We start from the raw sequence: 21246 nt of genomic DNA on the forward strand, positions 1-21246 counted from the left end.
TGTCACCGCCGCTTCCTTCGCTGAACTCGACGGGAGTTCAGCGAAGGAAACTCGGCTCAGGCTCGGTGAAGCAGTCTTGAAACCCTACGAGCGGCCGAACCAACTCCTCCTGTGCTTGCCGGCAATGCCGTCCGTGCAGGTCACCCGCAGGGCACAGGTTGCGATCCTCTGCCGGTTCGGCGATGATCGTCGGCCTGGAAAGACGCGGAGATCCTTCTCTTTCGCCACCAGGTCGCGCTGCTCGAGCGTCGCGTGACCGCGCGCCCGAAGTGACATGGGCGGATCGGGCGGTGTTCGCCGCGTTCCTGGCTCTGATACCTCGAGCCCGGCACGCGGGGCCTGCGACCTCCCGTCAACCCGGCGACGATCCTCAAGTGGCACCGGGACCTGGTGAAACGACGCTGGGCGGAGAAATCGCGGCGCAAGAACCCAGGGCGTCCGCGCCGGCATCCCTCGATCACGAGGCTCGTGCTGCGCATGCCCGCGAGAACGACGGCTGGGGGTATCGCCGCATCACCGGGGAGTTGGCAGGTCTCGGGATCACGGTGGCGCCTTCCACCGCTTGGGAGATCCTCAAGAGGCAGGTATCGACCCGGCCCCACGACGTAACGGACCGAGTTGGGCTACGTTCCTGCGTTCCCAGGCTGAGGCCAGGGAGCTGCCGGAAGATTACTTCGGGATCTTGGTGCTCTCCGGGGACGAGGGTGTGTCCGGCGATGGCGGCGAGTTGCTCGGCGGTGGTCACGGTGATGGCACCAGTGGGTGCGGTGTGCCCGAGAGCCGCGAGGTCGCGGCCGACGTCGCGGACGGCGGCGCCGATCATGGCCTTGGAGACGCTGAGGAGGGACGCCAGCGGCGGCTGGGGCAGGGACCAGCGGGTCTTGAGGACGCAGACCAGGAGGCGGTCGGCGATGGAGAGGTAGTGGCTGCCGGTGCCGGGGCCGGTCTTTTTGCCGGGGATCATGATCGGCGGGTGCTCGTCCAGGTAGTCGCGGTAGCGGCCGAGCAGAGTCTGCCAGGCGGCGGGCTCCATGCCGGTCAGGCTGGGATGGTGCAGCCATGCGGGGCCTAGCCCCCCGCGGTGAAGCGGCCGAACTCCGGTGACGGGCCCGGGGGTTCGCGGCCAAGCGGTTCGGGTCGGATGCTGTAGTTGCAGGTGCCGTGCCACTCGTGCGGCTCCAGGGGGAGCCGGTCCATGACGTGGTCGGGAATGGTGGTGCCAGTCGGGTGGGCGCCGGGGTCGAGTTCGGCGCGGACGGTGAGCCCGGTGCGGGTCGTGGTCGCGCCGATGGTGTTGACGACCACTTCATGGCTGGTGAGCGGCCTGCCGCGCCAGTTGGTCCTGATCCGGGAGACCAGGCGGTGCTCGATCTTGTTCCACTTCGATGTCCCCGGAGGGAAGTGGCAGACCGTGGCCTCCAGGCCGGCCGCGTAGGTGAAGTCGGCAAGCTCCTTCTTCCAGGCCCGCACCCGGTAGCCGTTCGCCCCGCCGGCGTCCGCGGTGATCAGCAGCCGGGTCGCGTCCGGGTAGCGGGCCCGTCCCTCCGCCTCCCACCAGCGGCGCAGGGTGCCACGGCGAACGCCGCAGTGTCCCCGTCGCAGCCCACCGAGACCCACCCGGCGTCCGCGGCCAGGTCGCAGATCCCGTAGGGCACCGCCTTCTGCGCGCCCTTCTCCGGGAAGTCGTGCGCGCGGACCTGCACGGGCTGACCGGTGTGGTGCCACTCGCGACCGGCCACCGCGTAGTCGCCGAGCACCTCCTTCTTCTTGGTGTCCACGCTGATCACCGGCTCGTCTGCCGGCGTGAACTCGCAGACCTTGTCGTTGATGTAGCGGAACTGGGCGTCCCGGTCGGGATGCCGGGCACCCTCGGTGGTCCGCGAGGTCGCCTGCAGGGAGAAGCCCTCCTCCTTCAGCATGGCGGCCACGGTGTCCGCGCCGATGCGGTACCCCTGAGCCGACAGCTCGGCGGCCAGTTTGCGGGTCGACTTGGTCGTCCACTGCAAGGGGGATCCCGGATCTCCGCGCTTCCCGGGCTCGACCAGCGCCAAGAGCGCGGCTACCAGGCCGGGGTCGTGCTCGAGCAGCCGCTTGCTCCCCGCCCCGGGCCGACGCACGCGCACCGCGACCCAACCACCCTACAGAACACCGAAGTTATTAATCGTCAGCTCCCTGCTGGGGCGGACCGCCGTATCCACGAAGAGCGAGAACATGTACACTCGCCCGAAGATTGACCTATGGGATACCGCCGACCGAGCCCTGGCGATGAGTCAGGACCCCGGCGAGTTCCTCTTGACCTATGATGTCCACTTCGTGGTGATGGTCATGGTCCGTAGTAGTTCATGAGCTGGTCGGGGGGCTGGTGTAGTGGCAGCGGCTGCATTGGAATGCCAGGTCGTGCGGGGTGGAGAGGTTCCCAGGCAGGCGTGTAGTGCGGGCCTGGCGACGCTCCTCCTCGAAGGTGTCATCCAGGACGTGACGGGCCGTCAGGTCGCTGGGTCTCGCGTCCGAGGCCGACAGGCTGGTGATACCGAACACGCATTCCTTAAACCACGATTGTGCGACTCCATGCCCGCGCGCCAAGTCCGGCAAAGCATGACCGATCGCGAGAACTGGCTGACCATCACCGTGGAACGGAACTCGCCGGGGCCCTGGTGATGAAAAACGCCGTCTCCGACAGCCAAGTCCATTGACGAGGCCCTCCATTCTCCATGCTACCCGAGGAAAACTCGTGCCGCAAACCTTGTTGAGCGCGCCTGGACCTAGACGGCCAGTGGGCGATTTTTCTGAGCCAACGGTCCCCACAGTCGATGAATTGGACCACTGTATTATTCATGCCCTGCGTATCGACGGTCGGGCGCCGTTCAGCCGGATCGCCGAGGTTCTGGGCGTCTCCACGCAAACAGTCGCCCGTCGCTACGGGCGACTGAGCAGCGAGCTGTCGCTTCGCGTTGTCGGGGTGGTGAACCCGCGGCAACCGTCAGGTGGGAAGTGGATTCTGAGGCTCACGGCCAGCCCGAGCACCGCTCAGAGTGTCGCGCAGAGCCTGGCTCGGCGGGACGACACCACCTGGGTGCGGCTTGTGTCCGGGGGAACCGAAATATGCTTCGTCACGAACTCCGCGGCGCACCATACGCTGCTGTTCCGCGAGATCCCTCGTGTGGCCAACATCGCCGAGGTGTCGGCGCACCGCCTGCTGCACACCTATCTAGGCGGTCCCACCGCATGGCAGGGGCACACTACCGCTCTCACCAACGAGCAGCAGGAACAACTGCGCCGAGCACTCGACTCGTCAGATGACGCTGACGAGCCCAAGCTCCGCTCATCCCTGACCCAGGCGGACTGGCACCTGCTGGCCGCGTTGCAGAATAACGGCCGCATCAGCTACACAGACCTCGCCGCCGAGACCGGCCAGTCTTCCTCGACCATTACGCGCCGACTCGCTGCTTTGCAGGCCAGCGGCATGCTCACCTTCGACGTCGAGATCAGTGCGGAGGTATACGGCATCACCACGCAAGCCCTGCTGTGGATGTCGGTCGCCCCCGCGCACCTGAACCAGGTAGCGAGCACCCTGATCCAACACAGGGAACTAGCCTTCCTGGCCTCTACCACCGGCCCAACCAACCTGGTGGCCCTCGTCTTGTGCAAGAGTCCCAGTGAACTGCATGACTACATGGCCCATAGGCTCAGCGCGCTGGACTCCATCCGCATGCTCGAAACAAGTCCTGTCCAGAGGACCCTGAAAACCTGCAGTCCGTTCCTGCACAGCAGCCCCAGACGTAGCAATTCAGCCTGACGCGGGTTCGGAGCCTCCATCAGTCGATCAGTCCAGGGTTTCAGCATCGTGCGAAATGTCGGGTGGCCCGGGGGAATCTCACCCCCGGCTCCCGCAGATCCGTGGCGTGAGCCTCGTTTCCTCAACCAGAGGTCTGATTACGTGGCTTGGCCTGCGTGAAGTGCGCCGAACCACCGCACCCATCGGATGCGGCGCTCGCCGCGCCCCAAGCCGAGCTCCCCTGGCTGAACTCCCGTCGAGTTCAGTTAGGGAAGCGGCGGTGACGTGCAGGAACGCGGGGCCTGGGGCTCGGCCCCAGAATAATCAAGGTGAGTGGCCGGCCTCTCGGCAGCCTATGGTTATCAGTGGTTGTAGACGAGGTGGGCGATGCGCTCGGCGAGCATGATCGTGGTGAGGTTGGTGACGCTGGAGGGCACGTACGGGATGATCGAGGCGTCCACGACACGCAGGGCGGCGATTCCGTGCACGGCTCCGCGGGAGTCGACGACGGCCTGAGGCGAGTCGGCGGCACCCATGGGGGCGGTGGAGGTGGGGTGACCGTAGATGGAGAGGCTGGATTCGATCACCCGCGTCAGTTCCTCTGCGTCGTCGGGCAGTTCGCGCGGCATCAGAAGCCCGGCGAGCGACGGCGCGAGTGCCGGGTCACGGGCCAGATCACGGGCGATTCGTACGCCTTCGAGCATGCGTCGGCGGTCGCGCTCGGTGCCGAGGTAGTTGTGGTCGATCAAGGGCTGGGCAAGCGGATCGCGGCTGGCGAGGCGCACCGTGCCCTGCGCCTCGGGGAGCACGAGAGCCGTGGACAGGGCGATGACGCCGCCGGCGGGCATGAACGGAGCCCCGTTGGGATGCACGGCGACGACGTTCAGGTCGAGTTCACCGTCCGCGGCCTCGCTGGAGGCGGTCCACAGCAGTGCGCCGAGGGCCGGAGCCATCTCCCCTCGCCCCGGGGCGAGTGCATAGACCGCGGGGCAGAAAGGGTGGTCTTGCAGGTGTTGTCCGACGGGTAGGTCGGCGAGGGGCTCGATGTCGAGCGACGCCAGTTCGCCGGCGGGGCCGATGCCGGAGCGCAGCAGGATCGCCGCGCTTCCGTAGGTCCCGGCAGAGAGGATCACCTCGTCGGCATTGTGCACGGTCCCGTCGGCGGTGACCACTCCGGTCGCACTGCCACCGCGGAACAGGACCCGGTCGACGGTGACGGCACCGTGCACCGTGAGATTCGGGCGAGCGCGCACCTCAGCGGTGAGGTAGACCAGTGCGGTGTTCTGTCGGATCCCCTCGAGGACGTTGACCGCGAAGGCTCCGACGCCGTCCTGCTCGGCACCGTTGAAGTCGGTGATCCGCTTGTGGCCAAGGGCGACTGCGGCGTCGATGAAGCCACGATGCGCAGGGGTCAGCTCGGAGTCGGTCAGTTGGCGCACGGGCATCGGCCCGCTTCGCCCGTGAAACTCGTCCTCGCCGGTGGGGGTGTTTTCCAGGGCGCGGAAGTACGGCAGGACGTCGGCGAAGCTCCAGTCGTCGAGCCCGTTCTCGGCCCAGCGGGCGAAGTCGCGGGCGCGGGCGCGGAGGGCGGCGCCGGCGTTGACGGCGGAACTCCCGCCCATCACCTTGCCGCGCAGGGCGACCATCGAGGGGCTCAGTCGCCCGCCCCGCGAGGTGTATCCCCAGTCGTGATCGAGATCGGCGATGCGGTTGGCGTCGAGCAGCGCGTCGGGGAACTGGGTGGGGCCGTAGTCCGGCCCGGCCTCGAGCAGCACGACGCGCCGGGCGGGGTTCTCGCTCAGGCGCGCGGCGAGCACTGCGCCGGCCGACCCGCCGCCGACGATCAGGACGTCGGCCGGTTCGACGGAGTGGGACAAGGTAGGACCCTTTCGATCTCGTTGGAGTTGGAGGGAGCGTCCCGGTGGCGAGCTGCCGCGGGCGACATCGGAACCGCGCTCACGGTGCGAACGTGAGCGTTGCCAGAACCACTTTCAGTTCCGGATGACACCCTTGTTCCGCATGAGGAAGTCGGCCAGGTAGCCATCGTGCGGTACCGAGGGATCCATCCAGTGGGTGTGCTGGCTTCCCAGGTACAGGTTGCTGATGGTCGGCTCGCCGAGCAGGCGGTCGATGAGCTGGGTGTCGTGGGTCATCGCGTTGAGCACGAGCGTGTTCTTCAGCGGTTCCGTGCCGGCCTCGGGTGTCCACGGCGCGATCCACACGCACGGGAACGGCAGTTCCACACCTGCCTGCGGAGCGGCCGGATCGTCGAGTTGGAAGACGGCGGGCAGCAACGCGGCGCTCCCGTCCCCGAGTTCGCCCACGACGCCGTCGCCGCCGAGCCAGGGCCGGGCGCCGGCCGCCTTCTTGAGCAGGTGCGTTTCGATCGCCTTGGCGACCGCGACCGGCTGTACGGGGAGTACGGCCTTGTCATCCTCGGGCGGCAAGGGGGTCGCGGCGGACAGCCGCGCCGCGACCGCCTCGGCGAGCGGAGTCGGGTCGCCCTCCACGAAGATGGCTGTCGTGTTCACGCATCCGGTCCCGCCGTGGCCGCTCACGGATGAGACGATCACGTCCAGGTGGTCGCGCCAGTCCACGTCGGCCGTGATGAGGATCTTCGACCGACCCGGCCCCTGCGGCAGCACCGTCGCGGCCTCGCCGTACTTGCGGGTCACCTCTTCGCCGCCGTACACCATCCCCAGGTCGGCGCCGTGCAGGATGGCGTCGGCACCGGCGTGGTCGGTGGGCAGGAGCACCATCTGGTCGTCGGCGAATCCCGCGCTCCGCAGTGCCGCCACGAGCCGGTGCGGGGTGAAGGGATCGCGGCTCGACGGGCGGACCGCGACGCGGTAGCCCAGCGCCAGTGCCTCCGGCCAGATGCTGTGGGTGCCGGGGTGGTTGCCCGCGGCGTGCACGGCGAACACGTCTCCGCGCCGTGTCCACACCGAACGCCCGGTCCGCGTCAGCGGATCGCGCCAGTTGTCGACCGACCCCCGCGGGCGTGCGTACTGGACGCTCGCATGAGCCTTCGCCACCCGCTCGGCGACCGTCGTGGTCGCCGTGACGACGGAGGAGATCGGGACGCCACCGACCCTGCTGACAGCGTGTTGGTACTCCTCGACGGTCAGGCCGTCGATCGTCGCGGTCGCGAAGAGCTCGGCCGCACGGATCATCGCGTCGGCCCGTTCGTCGGCCGGCATGATGCTGCTCCGGCGCAGCGCCGCCATGGTGCGGTTGACGTACAACGGCGGCACGAGGCTCAGTTCCGCGAGGGCAGTGCCTGCCACATCGGTGACCGTCTGTATGTTCCTGGAGCGGTAGGCACCCGTTGCACCGAGCGCGGGCAGGTCGATCATCAGTAAACCCCCTCGATGACGTCCTCGTCCTCGAAGACCCCGACCGTGGAGATGTCGGCGACCGAGTCCCCGACCAAGCCGTTCACCTGAGGAATCCGAGTGGCGAGGTCACGTTCCAGGTTGCTGGGCAGCAGGAAGGACTTGCTGACGTGGTTGACCAGCACCCGGCCCCGCTCTCCGTAGGGCACCGGCTCGAGGCTCTTCGGGTCGACGACCGTGAAGGTCACGTAGGGGGAGAACGAGTCGAAGACACACGGATCGTCGACGGAGATCCCGGCGCGCTCGCCCGCGACCCCGATGATCATCGTGCTTCCGTACTCGCCGCACAGCGCGACCTCGGGGAACACCTCGGTCTTGAAAAGGTGCCGGGAGTCGGCGTCCATCTGAGTGCCTCCCCACCTGATGCACTTCACCCGCTCGTTCACCAGGGCGACCAGCTTCTCGTCCCTGGCCAGCCGTTCCAGCAGCGGGGGCGTGATGGTGAGCAGGCCGATGTCCTGCGTCCGCAGGACGTCGGCGGCCTGACCGATGAGGTGCTGGGCGTAGGCGTCGACCTGCCCGAACTGACCGTCGGCGATGAGCCGCTTCACCCAGCGCGGATCGAGGTCGATCGTGAAGCCGTGGCGGCCGTGCGTCACGGCGTGCTGCCGGAACAGGGTGCCCACGACGTGCGGCCCGGTCGGGATGACTCCCAGCCAGTTCCCTCCGCGCGGCACACCGTGGCGGTCCAGGTTCGCGTTGCTCCAGCTCACCATGCGGTCCAGCCAGTCCCGCATCAGAACGACCCGCTTCGGAGCGCCGGTGGTGCCGCCGCTTTCGAAGAACCCGACCACGTCGGGCCGATTTCCGTATCCCCTGGGAATCAGGTCCTCGCCACGGACGTCACGAAGCTCCGCGGCCACGTTCGGGAAGAGCCGGAGGTCCTCGTGCGTCTTGACATCGGCTCGCGGATCGAAGCCGAGAGTGGCGGCTCGGTCCAGCCAGAACTTGCAGCCGGTCTCGGGATTGAAGTGCCACTCCATGGCGGCGCGGATGAACTCGTCCGGATCAGGCTGGACGTCGAACGGAAGATCCAGGATCTGGTCTGCGGTAAGAGGCATTGTCTCTTCCTCATGGAAAGGGTCGGGTGTGTCCGGGCACGACGACGATGCCGCCGAAGCCGTGAAAGGCGGTGAGCGCCAGGAGGGTTTGTCGAAGGAGCGGGGACTACGGTTGCAGCCGGCTCGTGCGCCACTCGAGCGAGTCGCGGTCATAGCGCAGCCTGCGGTGCAGCCGGTCCGAGCTCGCGGACCAGAATTCGACGACGTCGGGCTGCAGCCGGTAGCCGACGAAGAACTCCGGCCGTGGCTGGGGCTCCCCGGTCAGTTCCAGGCTGCGTGCCCTGGCGCGCAGAGCCTCGACGTCCTCCAGCGGCTCGCTCTGCTCGGTGACCGTCGACATGGCGTGCAACGGAATCGGCCGGGCGGACCACAGGGCGTCCGACGCGGCGTCGGGCAGCAGCTCGACCGGACCGGAGACGATGATCTGCTGACCGGTCTCTCGCCAGTACAGCAAACCCGACGCCCACCCCGTAGCAGCGATTTCACGTCCTTTCTGGCTGCAGCTGTGGCTGCTGAACACCAGACCGAGGTCGGTGACATCGGTGATGGCGACTATCCGGTTGGAGGCGCGGCCGCGGGAGTCCGCAGTGGCCAGCGCCAGCGCGCTGGGCTCGCGGACTCCGATTTCCCGTGCCTCGGAAAGCCAGCTGCGCACCAGTTGGAGAGGCTCCGCCGGCGGCTTGTCGTACTCGGGGAAGGGGAGGTCGACCTTCCCGCTGAGGGACTCGTATCCACTGGCGTCCATGAAAGGCCCCCCGCTAGACATTGATTGTTCCCTCGGCAACCATGACGGCGTGCCCGCCGACGTGGACCGAGCTGATTGACTCGCCGACCCCTTCGGCGGTCGCCCTCATGACCGACGGGCGTCCCATTTCCACGCCCTGGGTAATTTTGATCTCCTGCCCGTACTCGGCGAACCCGTGTCTGGCCAGGTGAATCGCGAGAGGCCCGGCAGCGGAACCGGTCGCCGCGTCCTCGACCACGCCGTAGGCGGGGGAGAACATCCGCGTCCGCCAACCCCCGTCCGCCTTGGCGAAGCAGTTGGCGGCCATGTCGGGGAAGCGCGAGAGGGCGCGGTGATCCGGGTGGAGAGCAGAAAGCGCCTCGACGTCGCTCAACCCCACGAAAACGTGACGCGGCCCGTTGTGGTAGATCTCGACCGGGGCCGTCGATGACCCGACCCCGAGTGCGGCCAGGAGCTCCGTGGCGAGATCGTAGGGCTTCGAACTGGGAACCGGCTGCTCCATCTGGACCCACGCGGCGCCGTCGCGGGTGCCCAGCTCGAACGGGATGGCACCCATCGCGGTCTCCAGCAGCAGCCTGTCGCGTCCCCAGGTCCGACCGAGCGCGAAGGCTGTGCCGAGCATCGGGTGCCCGGCGAACGGCAGTTCGTTCACCGGGGTGAAGATCCTGATCCGTGCGTCGCCGTCCTGCTCGGCCGGCAGCACGAAGGTGACCTCGGAGAGGTTCATCTCCTTCGCGATGCGTTGCATCGTCTCACCGGTCAGATCCTCGCTGTCGAAGAAGACGGCGACCGGGTTGCCCAGCAGGGGCTCGCTGGCAAAAGCGTCTACGACCATGTATCGGTGCATTACCGGCGCTCCAGGGCTTGTGCCGGTACCGAGGGCCCGGCGGAGAAGGCGAGGCCGAGCGAGTCGATCCCCTCGGCCACCGCTGCGACGTCGAAGCTGGCGCGGTGGTCGGGTGCGTACCCGATCAGCTCGGCCGCCCGGTTGGGGGGCAGCTGCTGATCTGCCGGAACGTCCGAGTCCCACCACATGACCGCGCCCCAACGCCCGCGTTCACGGTCGGCGATCCACAGCTTCAGGCGCAGTCCCTTGACCTCGTGCCACGGCTCGACGGAGCCGTCACGAAGATCCTTCTCCAGGGATTCGATGGTCCGGTGGGACCTGGCCAGGTCCCACCAGACGACATCCACTCTCATCGGCCGAGCACCCCCTGTATCGCCTCTCTGATGATGCGCGGGCCGTCGACGGTGAGCACCGACTCGGCGTGGAACTGCATCGAGGCGAAGCCCGGCCCGCGTAGCGCGTTCACCTCGCCGGTCTCCTGGTCTCGGCTCACCTCGACCACGCCGATCCCTTCGACGGTCCGCTCGCTCACCGCGCTGTGCCCGGCGAACGTGTTGTAGAAGCCCACTCGTTCGGGCACGCCGAACAGTTCGATCTCACGCTGTACGCCCTGGTTGGGTACCTCGCGGCGGTGCAGCTCGAAGCCGAGCTTCGTGCTGAGCACCTGATGGCTCAGGCACACGGCCAGCATCGGCCGGCGACTCGCCAGCGCGGTGTCGATCGACTGCCGCAGCTTGGCGATCTTGGGGTGGGAGGTCATCCGCGGATCTCCCGGACCGGGACCGAAGACCGTCAGGTCGTGGGCCGCCACGTCGTACGGCTCGTCGAAGCGGCGGACCTCCACGGACAACCCCAGTGACCGCAACTGCTGGTCGAGCATCGCTGTGAAGGTGTCCTCCGCGTCCACGACCAGTGCCGTCATGCCGTCCAGCGAGGCCCCGGCCGACGGGCGGTCATCCTTGTCCCGGAGCCAGAAGCCCGCGATCCCCTCGTTGCGGCGCTCCAGGGCGGCGCGGACCTCCGGGTTGGCCGCGTAGCCGGATGAACGGTCGGACTTGAGCGCGTTGAGCAGGGTCGCCAGCTTGCTGTGGGTCTCGGCGGCCTCAGCCATCGGGTCGGAGTGGCGCACCAGTGTGGCCCCCACGGAAATGTTCATCCGGCCGCCGGGATCGATGTCGGCCGTCCGGATCAAGATCGCCGAGTCAAGTGTCTGCTGTCCTGCCGCGTCCCGTCCGATCAGCGCGGCGACCCCGCTGTAGTAGCCGCGTCCTTTCGGCTCGTAGCGCGAGATGACCTTGGCGGCGCTCTCCAGCGGGCTCCCGGTGACGGTCGGGGCGAACATCGTCTCGTGCAGGACCTCGCGCACATCGCGGTTGGTCCTGCCCTCGATCAGGTATTCGGTGTGCGCCAGCCGCGCCATTTCCTTCAGGTACGGCCCGTGGACGCGCCCGCCGTCATCGCACAGCCGGGCCATCATCTTCAGTTCCTCGTCGAGGACCATGTAGAGCTCGTCGGTCTCCTTGGTGTCGGCGAGGAACTCCATGACCCCCTGCAAGCTGGGGCCGCCGGACGGATACCGGTACGTGCCGCTGATCGGGTTCATGACGGCCGTGCCGCCGACGAGCGAGACGTGGCGCTCCGGTGTCGCACCGACGAGAGTGTTGCGGCCGGTGTGGATGATGAAGGTCCAGTAGGCCTTCTCCTCGCGCTCCAACAGCCGCCGGAAGAACGACAGGGCGCTGGTCAGCGAGTAGTCGCCGATGTCCGCGACGAACGAGCGCTTCATCACGAAGTTGGCGCCCTCGCCGGTGCCGATCTCCTCGGTGACGATCTGACGCACCATCTGCGCATAGGCGTCGTCGTCCGCGTCGAAGTGTCCGTCGGTCAGTTCCGTCGGTACCTGCGGGAAGCCGGCGAGCGCTTCGGCGACCGGCACCGTGTCGCGAGCGGTGAGGCTCATCGCGAGCAGGGGCGTGGCGTCGTCCCGCGCGGCGAAGCCGCGATCGGCGAGCTGCCGGTAGGGGACGAGCACCAGCGTGTCGAGCGCGGGACCCGGCCCGGAGTCGTCGGCCAACGGGATGTCGTCCAGCGACTTGTACTCGGTCACCTGGCCGGTCAGGATGTCCAGCGTGCCGGGGGAGCCGCTTTCGGGACGGTGGATGATCGCGAAGGCGGGGAGTTCCAGCGCGAGAACCTGCTCAAGCAGGGCGCTCATGCGAGCACGTCCTCGGTTCGGACCACCATGGCGCAGCACCGTGCCGCGTATTCGAGGGTCATCTTGTGGCGGTCTTCGGAGAAGTCGCCGAGCGCGTCGGCGACGAGGAAGGGCTGGACGTCGTTGGAGAACGCCTCCAAAGCGGTCGACAGCACACCGATGTGCGCGTAGACGCCGCAAATGATCAACTGGTCACGCTGTAGCGCGCGCATGCGCTGCAGCAGCTCCGACCCGAAGAACGCGCTGTAGCGCCATTTCGTGCTCACCCAGTCGTCCGCGTCGGGTTCGAGTTCGGGAACGACCGCGCGTTCGGACTCATCAGTGCGCATGCCGGGGCCCCAGAAGTCCTTCAGGAGCCCACGCTGCCGGTCCGTCATCCCGCCGGGCTGGGCGGTGTAGGCCACCGGCACCCCCAGCGCTCCGCAGCGCTTCTTGAGGTCGGCGATGTTGCTCACCAATTCGCTGCGCATGCCGTCCTCAAAGGGCTTGAGGAAATAGCTCTGCATGTCGTGGATGAGGAGCACCGCCCGATCCGGGTCGACGGTCCAGCGCACGGTGTTTTCCGGCAGCGCATCCCTCGGCGGCAGTCTGTAAGGCGCGATCGGCGGTATTCCCGTCATCACAAGGCTCCCTCTCTAGGAATCTCAGTACTCGGACCACGCCGAGACCACCTTGATGGCCTGGGGGGTGTTGAGTCGCGGATCACACAGGCTGGTGACGGGGCCCGACCCCAGCTCGGCCGTGTCCAGCACGCACTCGGTCACGTCGTCGGGGGTCGCCTCGAGGTGAAGCCCCCCGGCCGGAACCCCCGCCAGGTCCAGGACCCGCCGGAAGCCGCGGACTTCCCGGGCGACGGTTTCCACGAGCCGGTACTTGGTGCCGTCAGCCGCGCAATCGGTGTTCCCGTGCATCGGGTCGCTGAGCCAGACCACCGGGTGCCCGGCCGACTGCACAGCCTCGACGAGCCGGGGCAGCCTGTCGGCGACGAGGTCGGCGCCCATGCGCACGATGAGTGAAAGCCGGCCCGGCTCCCGTTCCGGGTCCAACCGGTCGCACAGCTCGGCGATCTCGCCTGCGGTCATGGACGGGCCGACCTTGCAGGCGACCGGGTTGGCCACCTGGGCGAGCAGTGCGACGTGCGGGCCGTCGAGCTGCCGGGTCCGCTCGCCGATCCACGGCCAGTGGGTGGAGCCGAGCAGGTGCCGACCGCCGTCGAGCTCTCGGAGCATCGACATCTCATAGTCCAGGAGCAGCGCTTCATGGCTGGTCCAGACGACAGGTCCGTCAAGCCGAGGTGCTGACCCGACCCACCCGAGCCGCGTCGTGATCTCCCGCGCCGCCATGTAGCCCGTGAGCATGCGCAGTGGATCGGGACGCCTGCTCTCGTGGGTGGGCTCCGGCCCGTTGATCATGTGTCCGAAGAAGGACGGCAGTTCGTCATCGCCGAGTTTTTCGACCTGGCTGGAGCGGGGCTTGGAGAACTGCCCTGCGATCCGCCCGACCCGTAGCGTCTGCTTGCCGGTGGCGGTCTCCAGATTCTGGGCGAGCAGGTCGATGAGTCCGGTCTTGCCTTGAATGTGCCCAGCGGTGCACTCGGCTGGGTCCTCCGCACAATCCCCGGCTTGTAGCACCTGCATCTCGCCGGTGGCGACGCGGGCCAGGTGGGAGCGGAGGTTCTCTACCTGCGCCGCGGTCACCAGCGGTGTGACGGATGACAGCATCGCTCGTACGAGCTCGACCTGTGAGGGACTGTCCCATTCGGGCTGATGGCGCGCCTGGGCCCTATCGATGTCGGCAAGGATGTTTCCCATAACGACCTGCTCCATTGATTGATAAGAAGACGCCTGGCGAATGGCGTTCAGGTCGGTATGTCGGCCCGCTTGACCTGAGGGACGGCGATGCCCAGAGCCCTGAACTGCTGGCAGGGGTTCATGAACTCGCGTTGGCGCTTGATCTTCCCGTTCTCGAACAGGAAGGAGTGCAGGAAGTGATTGCGGTAGTGGCCGTCGGGATAGTCGGGGAAGCGGATCGTTCCCTCGCCGTCGCATTCGACCCAAAACTGGTTGGGGTCCTGGGTGTCGAAGATCTCGATGTTCGTCCAGGCCCAGTCGGGGAAGCACTTGAGCGACCATTGGCCGTGGTCACCCAGCCGGTCCCTGCCCGTGATGACGATCGGCTGCCCGGTTTCGGTCGTCCAGAGACCACCGGTGCCGTCTTCAGTGAACAGAAGGTGCCGACGCAGGCGATCCTCCCCGCGGGTATTCATGTACTGCGCCACGATCGCACGGTTGCTCGCTCGCATTTCCGCGTCGCCGCGGGAACTCGACAACGTATCGGTGGTTTCAGCGGTGCCGGTGATGTTGACCATTGGCTCTTCCTGTAGTGCCGAAGTAAAGCGGGATCACCGCGCGCACAAGGGCAGACCCAACAAGTCATGACGACGCCGAAAGAGCACAATCATGCATTGGTTCATGAGATTTCTGTTGAACCCCCCTCCCGCGCTCGGCGGGTAGGCGGAATCTTGTTCACACCCTGGCTGGTTCGGGAAGCCGATCACCGCTGTCTGGCCGAAAAATTCCAGCCGGTATCACCGTCTGAGGGATCTGCTCCATGGCGGGCGCGACTCTGCCCGAGTACTCGTAACACGATCTTGTGGCGGTGGGCTGGTGGGCCGTGTCCGGTGTGACGATTCGTCCGTTGTGGTGGTGTGAGTGCACCGTGGATGGTCGATGACGAGCTGTGGGCGCTGATCGAGCCGGTCCTGCCGCCGTGGCCGGAGCGCTCCCCGGGACCGCGGCCGGTGGACGACCGGCTGTGCCTGCAGGGGATCCTGTTCGTGCTGTTCACGGGCATCACGTGGCAGCAGTTGCCGCCTGAACTGGGCTTCGGCTCGGGGCAGACCAGCTGGCGCCGGCTGTGCCGGTGGACGGAAGCGGGAGTGTTCGACCAGGTCCACGGGACACTGCTCGCGGAGTTGAACGCGGCCCGGCGGATCGACTGGACGCGCGCCTGCGTGGACTCCTCCCACGTGCGGGCGAAATGGGGGGTGCCGGGGTTGATCCGTCGCCGGTCGATCGCGGCAAGTCGGGCAGCGAACACCACCTGATCCGCGACGGCGGCGGCACGCCGCTGAAAGTGACCACGACCGGCGGCAACGTCCCCGACATCACTCAGGCACCCGCCCTGGTCGACGGCGTCCCGTCCGCGGCCGGCCGGGTCGGCCACGCAAGCGGCCCGAGTTCCTTCCGGTGACAAGGGTGACGACAGTCGGCACGTCCGACGCGAGCCGACCCGGCGTCGGGTCCTGCCTGTCATCTCCCGTCGAGGCGAGCCCGACACCCGCGGCCTCGGCAGGCTCCGCTACGTCATCGAGCGGACCATCGCCCCGCTCCACCGGTTCAAGCGCCTCGCCACCCGCTGGGAACGACGTCTCGACCTCCACGACTCACTCGTCTCACTCGCATGCGCCCTCATCTACTGGCGAAGGATCAACAAGCCGACACCATGATCGTGTTACGAGCACTGAGCCCCGATCCACCGATCGGGGTTCCGGGCGACGGCCAGTCGACCGTCCGGGAGTCGGCCCGCCCGCCGGCCTGCACTCCTGTCCCCTGTATGAGGGACGCCCGCGACTACCACTACCGGCAACCCGGAGCTCCGGACCGGCACCGGTGCCCGGACAGGTGCCGCCGGCCTGGCCGTCGGCGCGCGCTGGAGCCTCGCACCCGACGTGAATTTCGGCCAAGCGAGCCGCGCTCGATGGAACGAACAAGCCAATACGGCGCCACGTGCGGTGGCCAAACCTATGGGGCACTTATGTTCGCGGTGCGCTGCGCACCGCACACCTCGATGACTTCCATATCGAAGGATTCGGGAAACTATCGCCCGAGCATCGGCCCGATCACCCATGTATTGCATGGCAATGGCATACCCCACACAAGACACTTGCCCGACCAGAAGGAATTCCAGTGAAGCGTATCGGTGAACATGCGGTGGTGCTGGGAGCGAGTATCTCGGGTCTACTTGCCGCCCGGGTGCTCTCCGAGGCATTCGACCGGGTAACGGTGGTAGAGCGTGACCATCTGCCGGAGGGGCAGCGGACTCAGCGGCGAGGTGTGCCGCAGGGCCGCCACGCTCATGGCCTGCTCTCCAAGGGTGCGAAGATCTTCGAGGAGCTGTTCCCCGGGATACTCGACGACTTCGTTGCCGGTGGCGCGCCCGTCATCGACGGACCTGCCGAGCTGCGGATGAGCTTGGGCGGGCACTTGTTGTGCATGGACGGCGAGTACGCCGATCTGTCCCGCACCTACCAGCCGAGCCGGCCGCATTTGGAGAGTCGGCTCCGCGCCCGGATCGGGGATCTTGCGAAGATCAAGCTCATCGACGAGTGCCAGGTCACCGGCCTCGAGACCACCTCGGACAATGCCGCTGTCACCGGTGTGCGTGTCAGGTACGTGGGCAGCGGCTCCGAGGATGTGATCCCCGCCGATCTGGTGGTGGACGCGACCGGCCGGTCTGGACGGACCACCAAGTGGCTGGTCGAGATGGGATACGAGCCGCCGCTCGAGGAGCGTATCGACGTCGACATCATGTACACCAGCCGGTATCTGCGGCCGGCCCCTGGTTCGATGGGCCGTGAGAAGGTCGTGATCATCGGGCACGCACCGGGGAGCCCCAAGGGCGCGGAATTCCTGGAGGAAGAGGACGGCCGCTGGGTCCTGACGCTGATCGGTTACCGCGACCACCATCCGCCGACCGACCCGGCCGGGTGGGTGGAGTTCGCCAGGCCGTTGGTTCCCGAACACGTCTTCGCGGCGATCCGCGACGCTGAGCCGCTCAGCGAGATTTCCGCGCACCGGTTCCCGGCGAGCGTGCGCCGTCGCTACGAGAAGCTGACCCGATTCCCGCGCAGGCTGCTGGTGGTGGGCGATGCGATATCCAGCTTCAACCCCATCTACGCCCAGGGGATGACGGTGGCCTCGCTCCAGGCGATGGCGCTGCGTGACTCGCTGAGCGGTGACCTGGATCAGGTCGCGCAACGATTCTTCCGTAAGGCCGCCAAGCCCATCGGCGTCGCCTGGAAGATGGCGACCGGCAGTGACCTGGCCCTGCCTCAGATCGAAGGCCCGAGGCCCCTTCCCGTGCGGCTCATCAACTCCTACATGGACAAGGTGCTCGCCGCAGCCGAAACGGACATGGTCGTGGCCGAGAAATTCCTGAAAGTCCAGTACTTGCTTGAACCGCCGACAGCATTGTGCACCCCGGGCATCATGTGGCGCGTTTTGGCGGGAAATCGCCGGCGGCGCTCCCCGGCACACACCAGTTAATGGAGGTAACCAAATGCCCCTCTCCATCGCCGACAAAATCCTTCGGCTCTCCCTGACCACGTTCCCGTTCATAGATGCGTCACAGTTCTTTCCATCGCTCTCCACGTACAAGGTTGACAGGGCCTTCGAGCTCGCCGAGTTCGAGGAGGCCATGAAGCACTTCTTCCGGGGGAATCCGCTCTTCTCCAAGTGCCACTTGGTAGAGCTGACCTTCGACACTCCAGAGGATTTCCCCCTCTCGTCATTCCAAGGGCTCCTTGCGGAAAAGTACGAAAGCTATTACGACAGCTTTCTGCTCGCCTCCGTCACCTATCGCTCCGATCCGCACCTGCAGGGCATCTTTACGTGCATACCGTTTCCGCTGCAGGACGGATACAAGGTTTTCCGATTCCACCAGGCGCTGATGAGGACCCTGAAGACTCGGCAGGACGGCTTCCGGATCGCCGAAGGCCTCGCAGAGCTGGGGATCCGGGCTGATGAGCTGGCAGCCTTCTTGCCGCCCGCTCAGACTTCGCCCTCCGGTGCGAGCAAAGAACTCCCCGTCACCTTCACCGAGGGCTCTGAGTCGCCGGTCAAGATCGGCCGCTTCTTGGAAAAGATGAGGGCAGATTTCCTTGACCGCGACAGCGCGAACATGTTCGTCCTCAAGAACAGCCTTTACTCGCCGAAGCTGCCCCTTGGCAACACACTTCGGTTTCTGACGGTGCCGCGAAGCGTCATCGAGCAGAGCACGGGAATCCAGATCCGTGACTACTATCGCGCCGAGGAGCAGCGCGAGATAGACGCACTGTCTCGCATCGAGCGGCGAGAAGACTTCATTGAAGTCGGCCAGGCCAGAATCGGGAAGATGATTGCCACGCCCGACGTCTTTGCCGTCAACAACTACGGCAATGTATCGGCGCACGACGGCTCGGACACTCATGCGGACCAAGGCACGCTCGTGAAGTACGAGTGGCATATGCCGCTCATCGTGTTGGGACTTACCGTGGGCGAGAGGTCTGGACTCTCGTGGACAATCACCATTCGCGACAAGGCGTTCAACTTTGCGACGGTCCGAACTTCCCCGCAGGATGACACCGTCAAGGCGGCCTTCGGAGACAATCCGGCAGCGTCCGTCGCATGAACCGCCGGTGTGCCGTTAGTATCTGCATGCTGCTTCAGGAGGTTTGGGCGCGGCCGTGAATGCATCGGGTGCGGCGCTCGCCGTACCTCACGGCGAGTTCCCTGGCTGAACTCCCGTCGAGTTCAGCCAAGGAAGCGGCGGTGACGTGCAGGAACGAGGGGTCTGAGGCTCGACCTCAGAGTAAATAAATTGATTATTTGTGAAAAACTCGAAGATTTCACGAACAATCAAGGCCCGCTCGTCTTCTACCGGTCGGGTGGCCAGGGGCTCGCGCCCCTGGCCACCCGACCGCGTCCCTGCCTCCGCCGCAAATATGGAAACTTACCCGATGGGCGCGCCGAGCGATCCGCAACGATGCCGCGAACAGACCCGAGAGGCCTTCCGATGAGTAACCCCGCCCTGCAGACGCTAACCCTCGCCGACGACCTGAGCATCACTCGGATGGGATACGGCGCGATGCAGCTGACCGGTAGCGGTGTCTTCGGACCGCCCAAGAATCGCACTCAGGCGATCGCCGTGCTGCGCGCAGCGGTCGAGCTCGGCATCACCCACATCGACACCAGCGACTTCTACGGGCCGGCTATCGTCAATGAACTGATCAAGGAGGCCCTGCACCCCTACCCGGCCGGTCTGCACATCGTCACCAAGGTGGGCGTCCGCCGCAGCGCCAACGGCGGCTGGATCACCTCCCTGGACCCCGCCGACCTCAAGGCCCAGGTCCACGAGAATCTCCGGCACCTCGGCCTGGAGACCCTGGACGTGGTCAACCTGCGCACGGCCGCATTCGACGGTGACGGGTCCTCCATCGCCGAGCCGTTCGGCACCTTGGCCGGCCTGCGTGAGCAGGGCCTGATCCGTCACCTCGGCCTCAGCGGGATCACCGACGCCCAGCTCACCCAGGCCCAGGCCATCGCCCCCGTGGTCACCGTGCAGAACCGGTACAACCTGGTCGACCGCGCAGACGACGACCTCGTCGCTCGCTGCGCCGAGGAGGGCATCGCCTACGCCGCGTTCTTCCCCCTTGGCGGCGGATTCCACCCACTGCGGTCACGGATCCTGCGCGACGTCGCCCGCCGCCTTGGCGCCTCCGAGCAGCAGGTGGCGCTCGCCTGGCTGCTGCAGCGCTCGCCGTCGACGGTGCTGATCCCCGGAACCTCCTCCGTCGCTCACCTGCGGGAGAACATCGCCGCGGCTGACCTGCAACTGCCCGACGAGGCGATCGCCGAACTCAACACCATCGGGCAGTGACCCTGTGGGCCCTTATTCCGGCGCAGGGCATTGGAGGGAGCTGACGATTAATAACTTCGGTGCTCTGTAGAGTGGTTGGGTCGTAGGATCCCGGTGTGATGGAGGGGATCGAGGCGGCGCTGGTGGAGAAGTTCGCACGGTTGCTGCCGCATCTGGATGAGCGACGTCGGCGTCTGGTACTCGGCGCGGGTGCGCGGACACGGCGGGATCCGCGAAGATCTCAAGCGCGGAGCACTAGTCGACGACAACTCGAATAAGACCAGCAGGATCACGCGACACTAGAGAAGGCGGCAACCAATGAAAATTCGAGACCTCCACAACGAATTCACCGCGGACCGCGCCGCCGCCGAGCGTGCCTACTATGGGAAATTCCTCACCCTTGAGGGAATCTCAATCCGAACGGGCGAAAGCCAATATGGTACGCCGGTGGTGGATGTGTCAGATGTCCCCGGAGGCCCCCAGCTCGCCATCTTCGTGCTGCCGTTTGACCACCGAATCAAGGAATCATTCCGGCTTGTGCGAAGCGTCCCCCTGGGCGTCACCGTCACCGTCAAGGGAGAATGTCGGGTCTTCAGCGAGGACGGAACAGTGCTGGTCATCAAGCAGTGCGAACTCCTCACCCCATGAGTCCCAGGGGCGTTTCGAAGTCCCGGTGATCACGTGAGTCCGCAGGTCGCGGTGGTGCGAGAAGTGCGGGTCGGGCCGTCACGAATGCAACGAAGCTCCGGTTGAACGGGGTGACCTTCCCAAGTCGCCCTGAACCGCCGGAGCTTCGATGTGCCGCCAGTCTGCCACCGTCTGCCTGACCAAGTCGCCCGCTCTGGGCAGCGTGACGGGATTGCCGCTGGTGGAGCGGTTGCGGGTGCTGCCCGATCCGCGGTCGGGGTTCGTCATCCGTTCGTGGCGGTGCTGCTGGTCGCCGCCTCGGCGGCGCTTGCCGGCGCGCGCTCGTACGCGGCCATCGGCCCCCGGCCGTAACCATGGCCGCCCAGAACTCGGGAGGTGAGCCCCGCCCGTCCCGGAACCGGGTCTGCGCGAAGAGCAGGAGGATCTTCGTGAGCTCCCCGGTACGAAACCAGGGGATCATGCCGCCAGGAAAGCCTCCGCGGGCGCAGGCGGCAGTCCACAACAGGTTGCGGATCCGCTCACCGCGACCGTCCAGTACCCGGTCTACGACGAACACATGCCGGCAGGCGAGAAACAGGGCGACGAGGTCTTCCTCTCCCACCTCGAACTCGTCGAAGAGGGGCCGAACCTCGCGGATCCGGACTTCGGCGTCCGGCCGGGGCACTCCCAGGGCCAGACATAGGGCCAACGCGCAGGCGTCCCACTCACCGGTGCGCGCGGCCAGTTCGGCGAAGACCTCCTCCTCGCCCTGTCCGGTGGCCAGCATCTCGCGAGCCTCCAGAACCAGCGCGTCCTCGCCTTCCCCATGATTCATGGCCAGAGGCTACAGCGATGCTCGAACGCGACAGAGGGGCGTGGTGACTTGAATGAGCGGCCCCCATTC

At 66.6% G+C, this 21246-nt stretch carries 16 protein-coding genes and 2 pseudogenes; 7 read left to right on the top strand and 11 right to left on the bottom strand.

Annotated elements, in window-relative coordinates:
• Positions 1 to 457 precede the first annotated feature (457 nt).
• Positions 458 to 2126: pseudogene (locus ACQEVG_RS30325) on the bottom strand (ISAzo13 family transposase); the annotation flags it as partial.
• A 689-nt stretch (positions 2127 to 2815) separates the two neighbouring features.
• Between ACQEVG_RS30325 and ACQEVG_RS30330 the strand changes: the two are divergent.
• Positions 2816 to 3796, top strand: a complete 981-nt coding sequence (locus ACQEVG_RS30330) for an Lrp/AsnC family transcriptional regulator (RefSeq protein WP_432989649.1) — start codon at positions 2816 to 2818, stop codon at positions 3794 to 3796.
• A gap of 341 nt (positions 3797 to 4137) precedes the next feature.
• On the opposite strand, the gene ACQEVG_RS30335 is transcribed toward ACQEVG_RS30330, so the two are convergent.
• The 10 genes from ACQEVG_RS30335 to ACQEVG_RS30380 form a co-directional block, all read right to left on the bottom strand.
• Entirely contained in the window at positions 4138 to 5652 is a 1515-nt protein-coding gene (locus tag ACQEVG_RS30335; protein WP_432989651.1) for a GMC family oxidoreductase, read from the bottom strand.
• A gap of 114 nt (positions 5653 to 5766) precedes the next feature.
• Positions 5767 to 7131 carry an aldehyde dehydrogenase family protein gene (locus ACQEVG_RS30340; RefSeq protein WP_432989653.1) on the bottom strand — a complete coding sequence of 455 codons (1365 nt, stop codon included), beginning with the start codon at positions 7129 to 7131 and terminating at the stop codon, positions 5767 to 5769.
• The gene (locus ACQEVG_RS30345) at positions 7131 to 8231 is read right to left on the bottom strand and encodes a phenazine antibiotic biosynthesis protein (RefSeq protein WP_432989655.1); all 1101 of its coding nucleotides are present in this window, start codon (positions 8229 to 8231) and stop codon (positions 7131 to 7133) included. Before ACQEVG_RS30345 ends, ACQEVG_RS30340 begins: the two co-directional genes overlap by 1 nt.
• A 106-nt stretch (positions 8232 to 8337) precedes the next feature.
• Positions 8338 to 8976 (bottom strand): phenazine biosynthesis FMN-dependent oxidase PhzG, encoded by a 639-nt coding sequence (gene phzG, locus ACQEVG_RS30350; protein ID WP_432989657.1) that lies wholly within the window; start codon positions 8974 to 8976, stop codon positions 8338 to 8340.
• Between the two features lie 13 nt (positions 8977 to 8989).
• On the bottom strand, positions 8990 to 9811 hold the full coding sequence (locus tag ACQEVG_RS30355; RefSeq protein ID WP_432989659.1) for a PhzF family phenazine biosynthesis protein: 822 nt from the start codon (positions 9809 to 9811) through the stop codon (positions 8990 to 8992).
• An 11-nt stretch (positions 9812 to 9822) separates the two neighbouring features.
• Positions 9823 to 10176: a hypothetical protein gene (locus ACQEVG_RS30360; protein WP_432989661.1), complete on the bottom strand. Its 354-nt coding sequence runs from the start codon at positions 10174 to 10176 to the stop codon at positions 9823 to 9825.
• Complete coding sequence (locus ACQEVG_RS30365; protein ID WP_432989663.1) at positions 10173 to 12038, bottom strand: anthranilate synthase family protein; 1866 nt, start codon at positions 12036 to 12038, stop codon at positions 10173 to 10175. Before ACQEVG_RS30365 ends, ACQEVG_RS30360 begins: the two co-directional genes overlap by 4 nt.
• Positions 12035 to 12658, bottom strand: coding sequence for an isochorismatase family protein (locus tag ACQEVG_RS30370; protein ID WP_432989665.1), 624 nt, complete (start codon positions 12656 to 12658; stop codon positions 12035 to 12037). The genes ACQEVG_RS30365 and ACQEVG_RS30370 overlap by 4 nt, the downstream gene beginning before the upstream one ends.
• 24 nt (positions 12659 to 12682) lie before the next feature.
• Positions 12683 to 13849 (bottom strand): 3-deoxy-7-phosphoheptulonate synthase, encoded by a 1167-nt coding sequence (locus tag ACQEVG_RS30375; RefSeq protein ID WP_432989667.1) that lies wholly within the window; start codon positions 13847 to 13849, stop codon positions 12683 to 12685.
• Between the two features lie 47 nt (positions 13850 to 13896).
• Positions 13897 to 14406 (bottom strand): PhzA/PhzB family protein, encoded by a 510-nt coding sequence (locus ACQEVG_RS30380; RefSeq protein WP_432989669.1) that lies wholly within the window; start codon positions 14404 to 14406, stop codon positions 13897 to 13899.
• A 354-nt stretch (positions 14407 to 14760) separates the two neighbouring features.
• On the opposite strand from ACQEVG_RS30380, the pseudogene ACQEVG_RS30385 reads away from it, so the two are divergent.
• From ACQEVG_RS30385 to ACQEVG_RS30410, 6 genes and pseudogenes are all read left to right on the top strand, one after another.
• Positions 14761 to 15546: pseudogene (locus ACQEVG_RS30385) on the top strand (IS5 family transposase).
• 460 nt (positions 15547 to 16006) lie between these two features.
• Positions 16007 to 17365 carry an FAD-dependent oxidoreductase gene (locus ACQEVG_RS30390; RefSeq protein WP_432989671.1) on the top strand — a complete coding sequence of 453 codons (1359 nt, stop codon included), beginning with the start codon at positions 16007 to 16009 and terminating at the stop codon, positions 17363 to 17365.
• Positions 17366 to 17378: 13 nt separating this feature from the next.
• The gene (locus tag ACQEVG_RS30395) at positions 17379 to 18488 is read left to right on the top strand and encodes a hypothetical protein (protein ID WP_432989673.1); all 1110 of its coding nucleotides are present in this window, start codon (positions 17379 to 17381) and stop codon (positions 18486 to 18488) included.
• Between the two features lie 384 nt (positions 18489 to 18872).
• Complete coding sequence (locus ACQEVG_RS30400) at positions 18873 to 19736, top strand: oxidoreductase (RefSeq protein WP_432989675.1); 864 nt, start codon at positions 18873 to 18875, stop codon at positions 19734 to 19736.
• Positions 19737 to 20033: 297 nt separating this feature from the next.
• The gene (locus tag ACQEVG_RS30405; protein WP_432989677.1) at positions 20034 to 20363 is read left to right on the top strand and encodes an OB-fold protein; all 330 of its coding nucleotides are present in this window, start codon (positions 20034 to 20036) and stop codon (positions 20361 to 20363) included.
• Between the two features lie 556 nt (positions 20364 to 20919).
• The gene (locus ACQEVG_RS30410) at positions 20920 to 21045 is read left to right on the top strand and encodes a hypothetical protein (RefSeq protein WP_432989679.1); all 126 of its coding nucleotides are present in this window, start codon (positions 20920 to 20922) and stop codon (positions 21043 to 21045) included.
• Positions 21046 to 21246 lie beyond the last annotated feature (201 nt).

The organism is Streptomyces sp. CA-135486, assembly GCF_050936555.1.
Classification (GTDB): Bacteria; Actinomycetota; Actinomycetes; order Streptomycetales; family Streptomycetaceae; genus Streptomyces.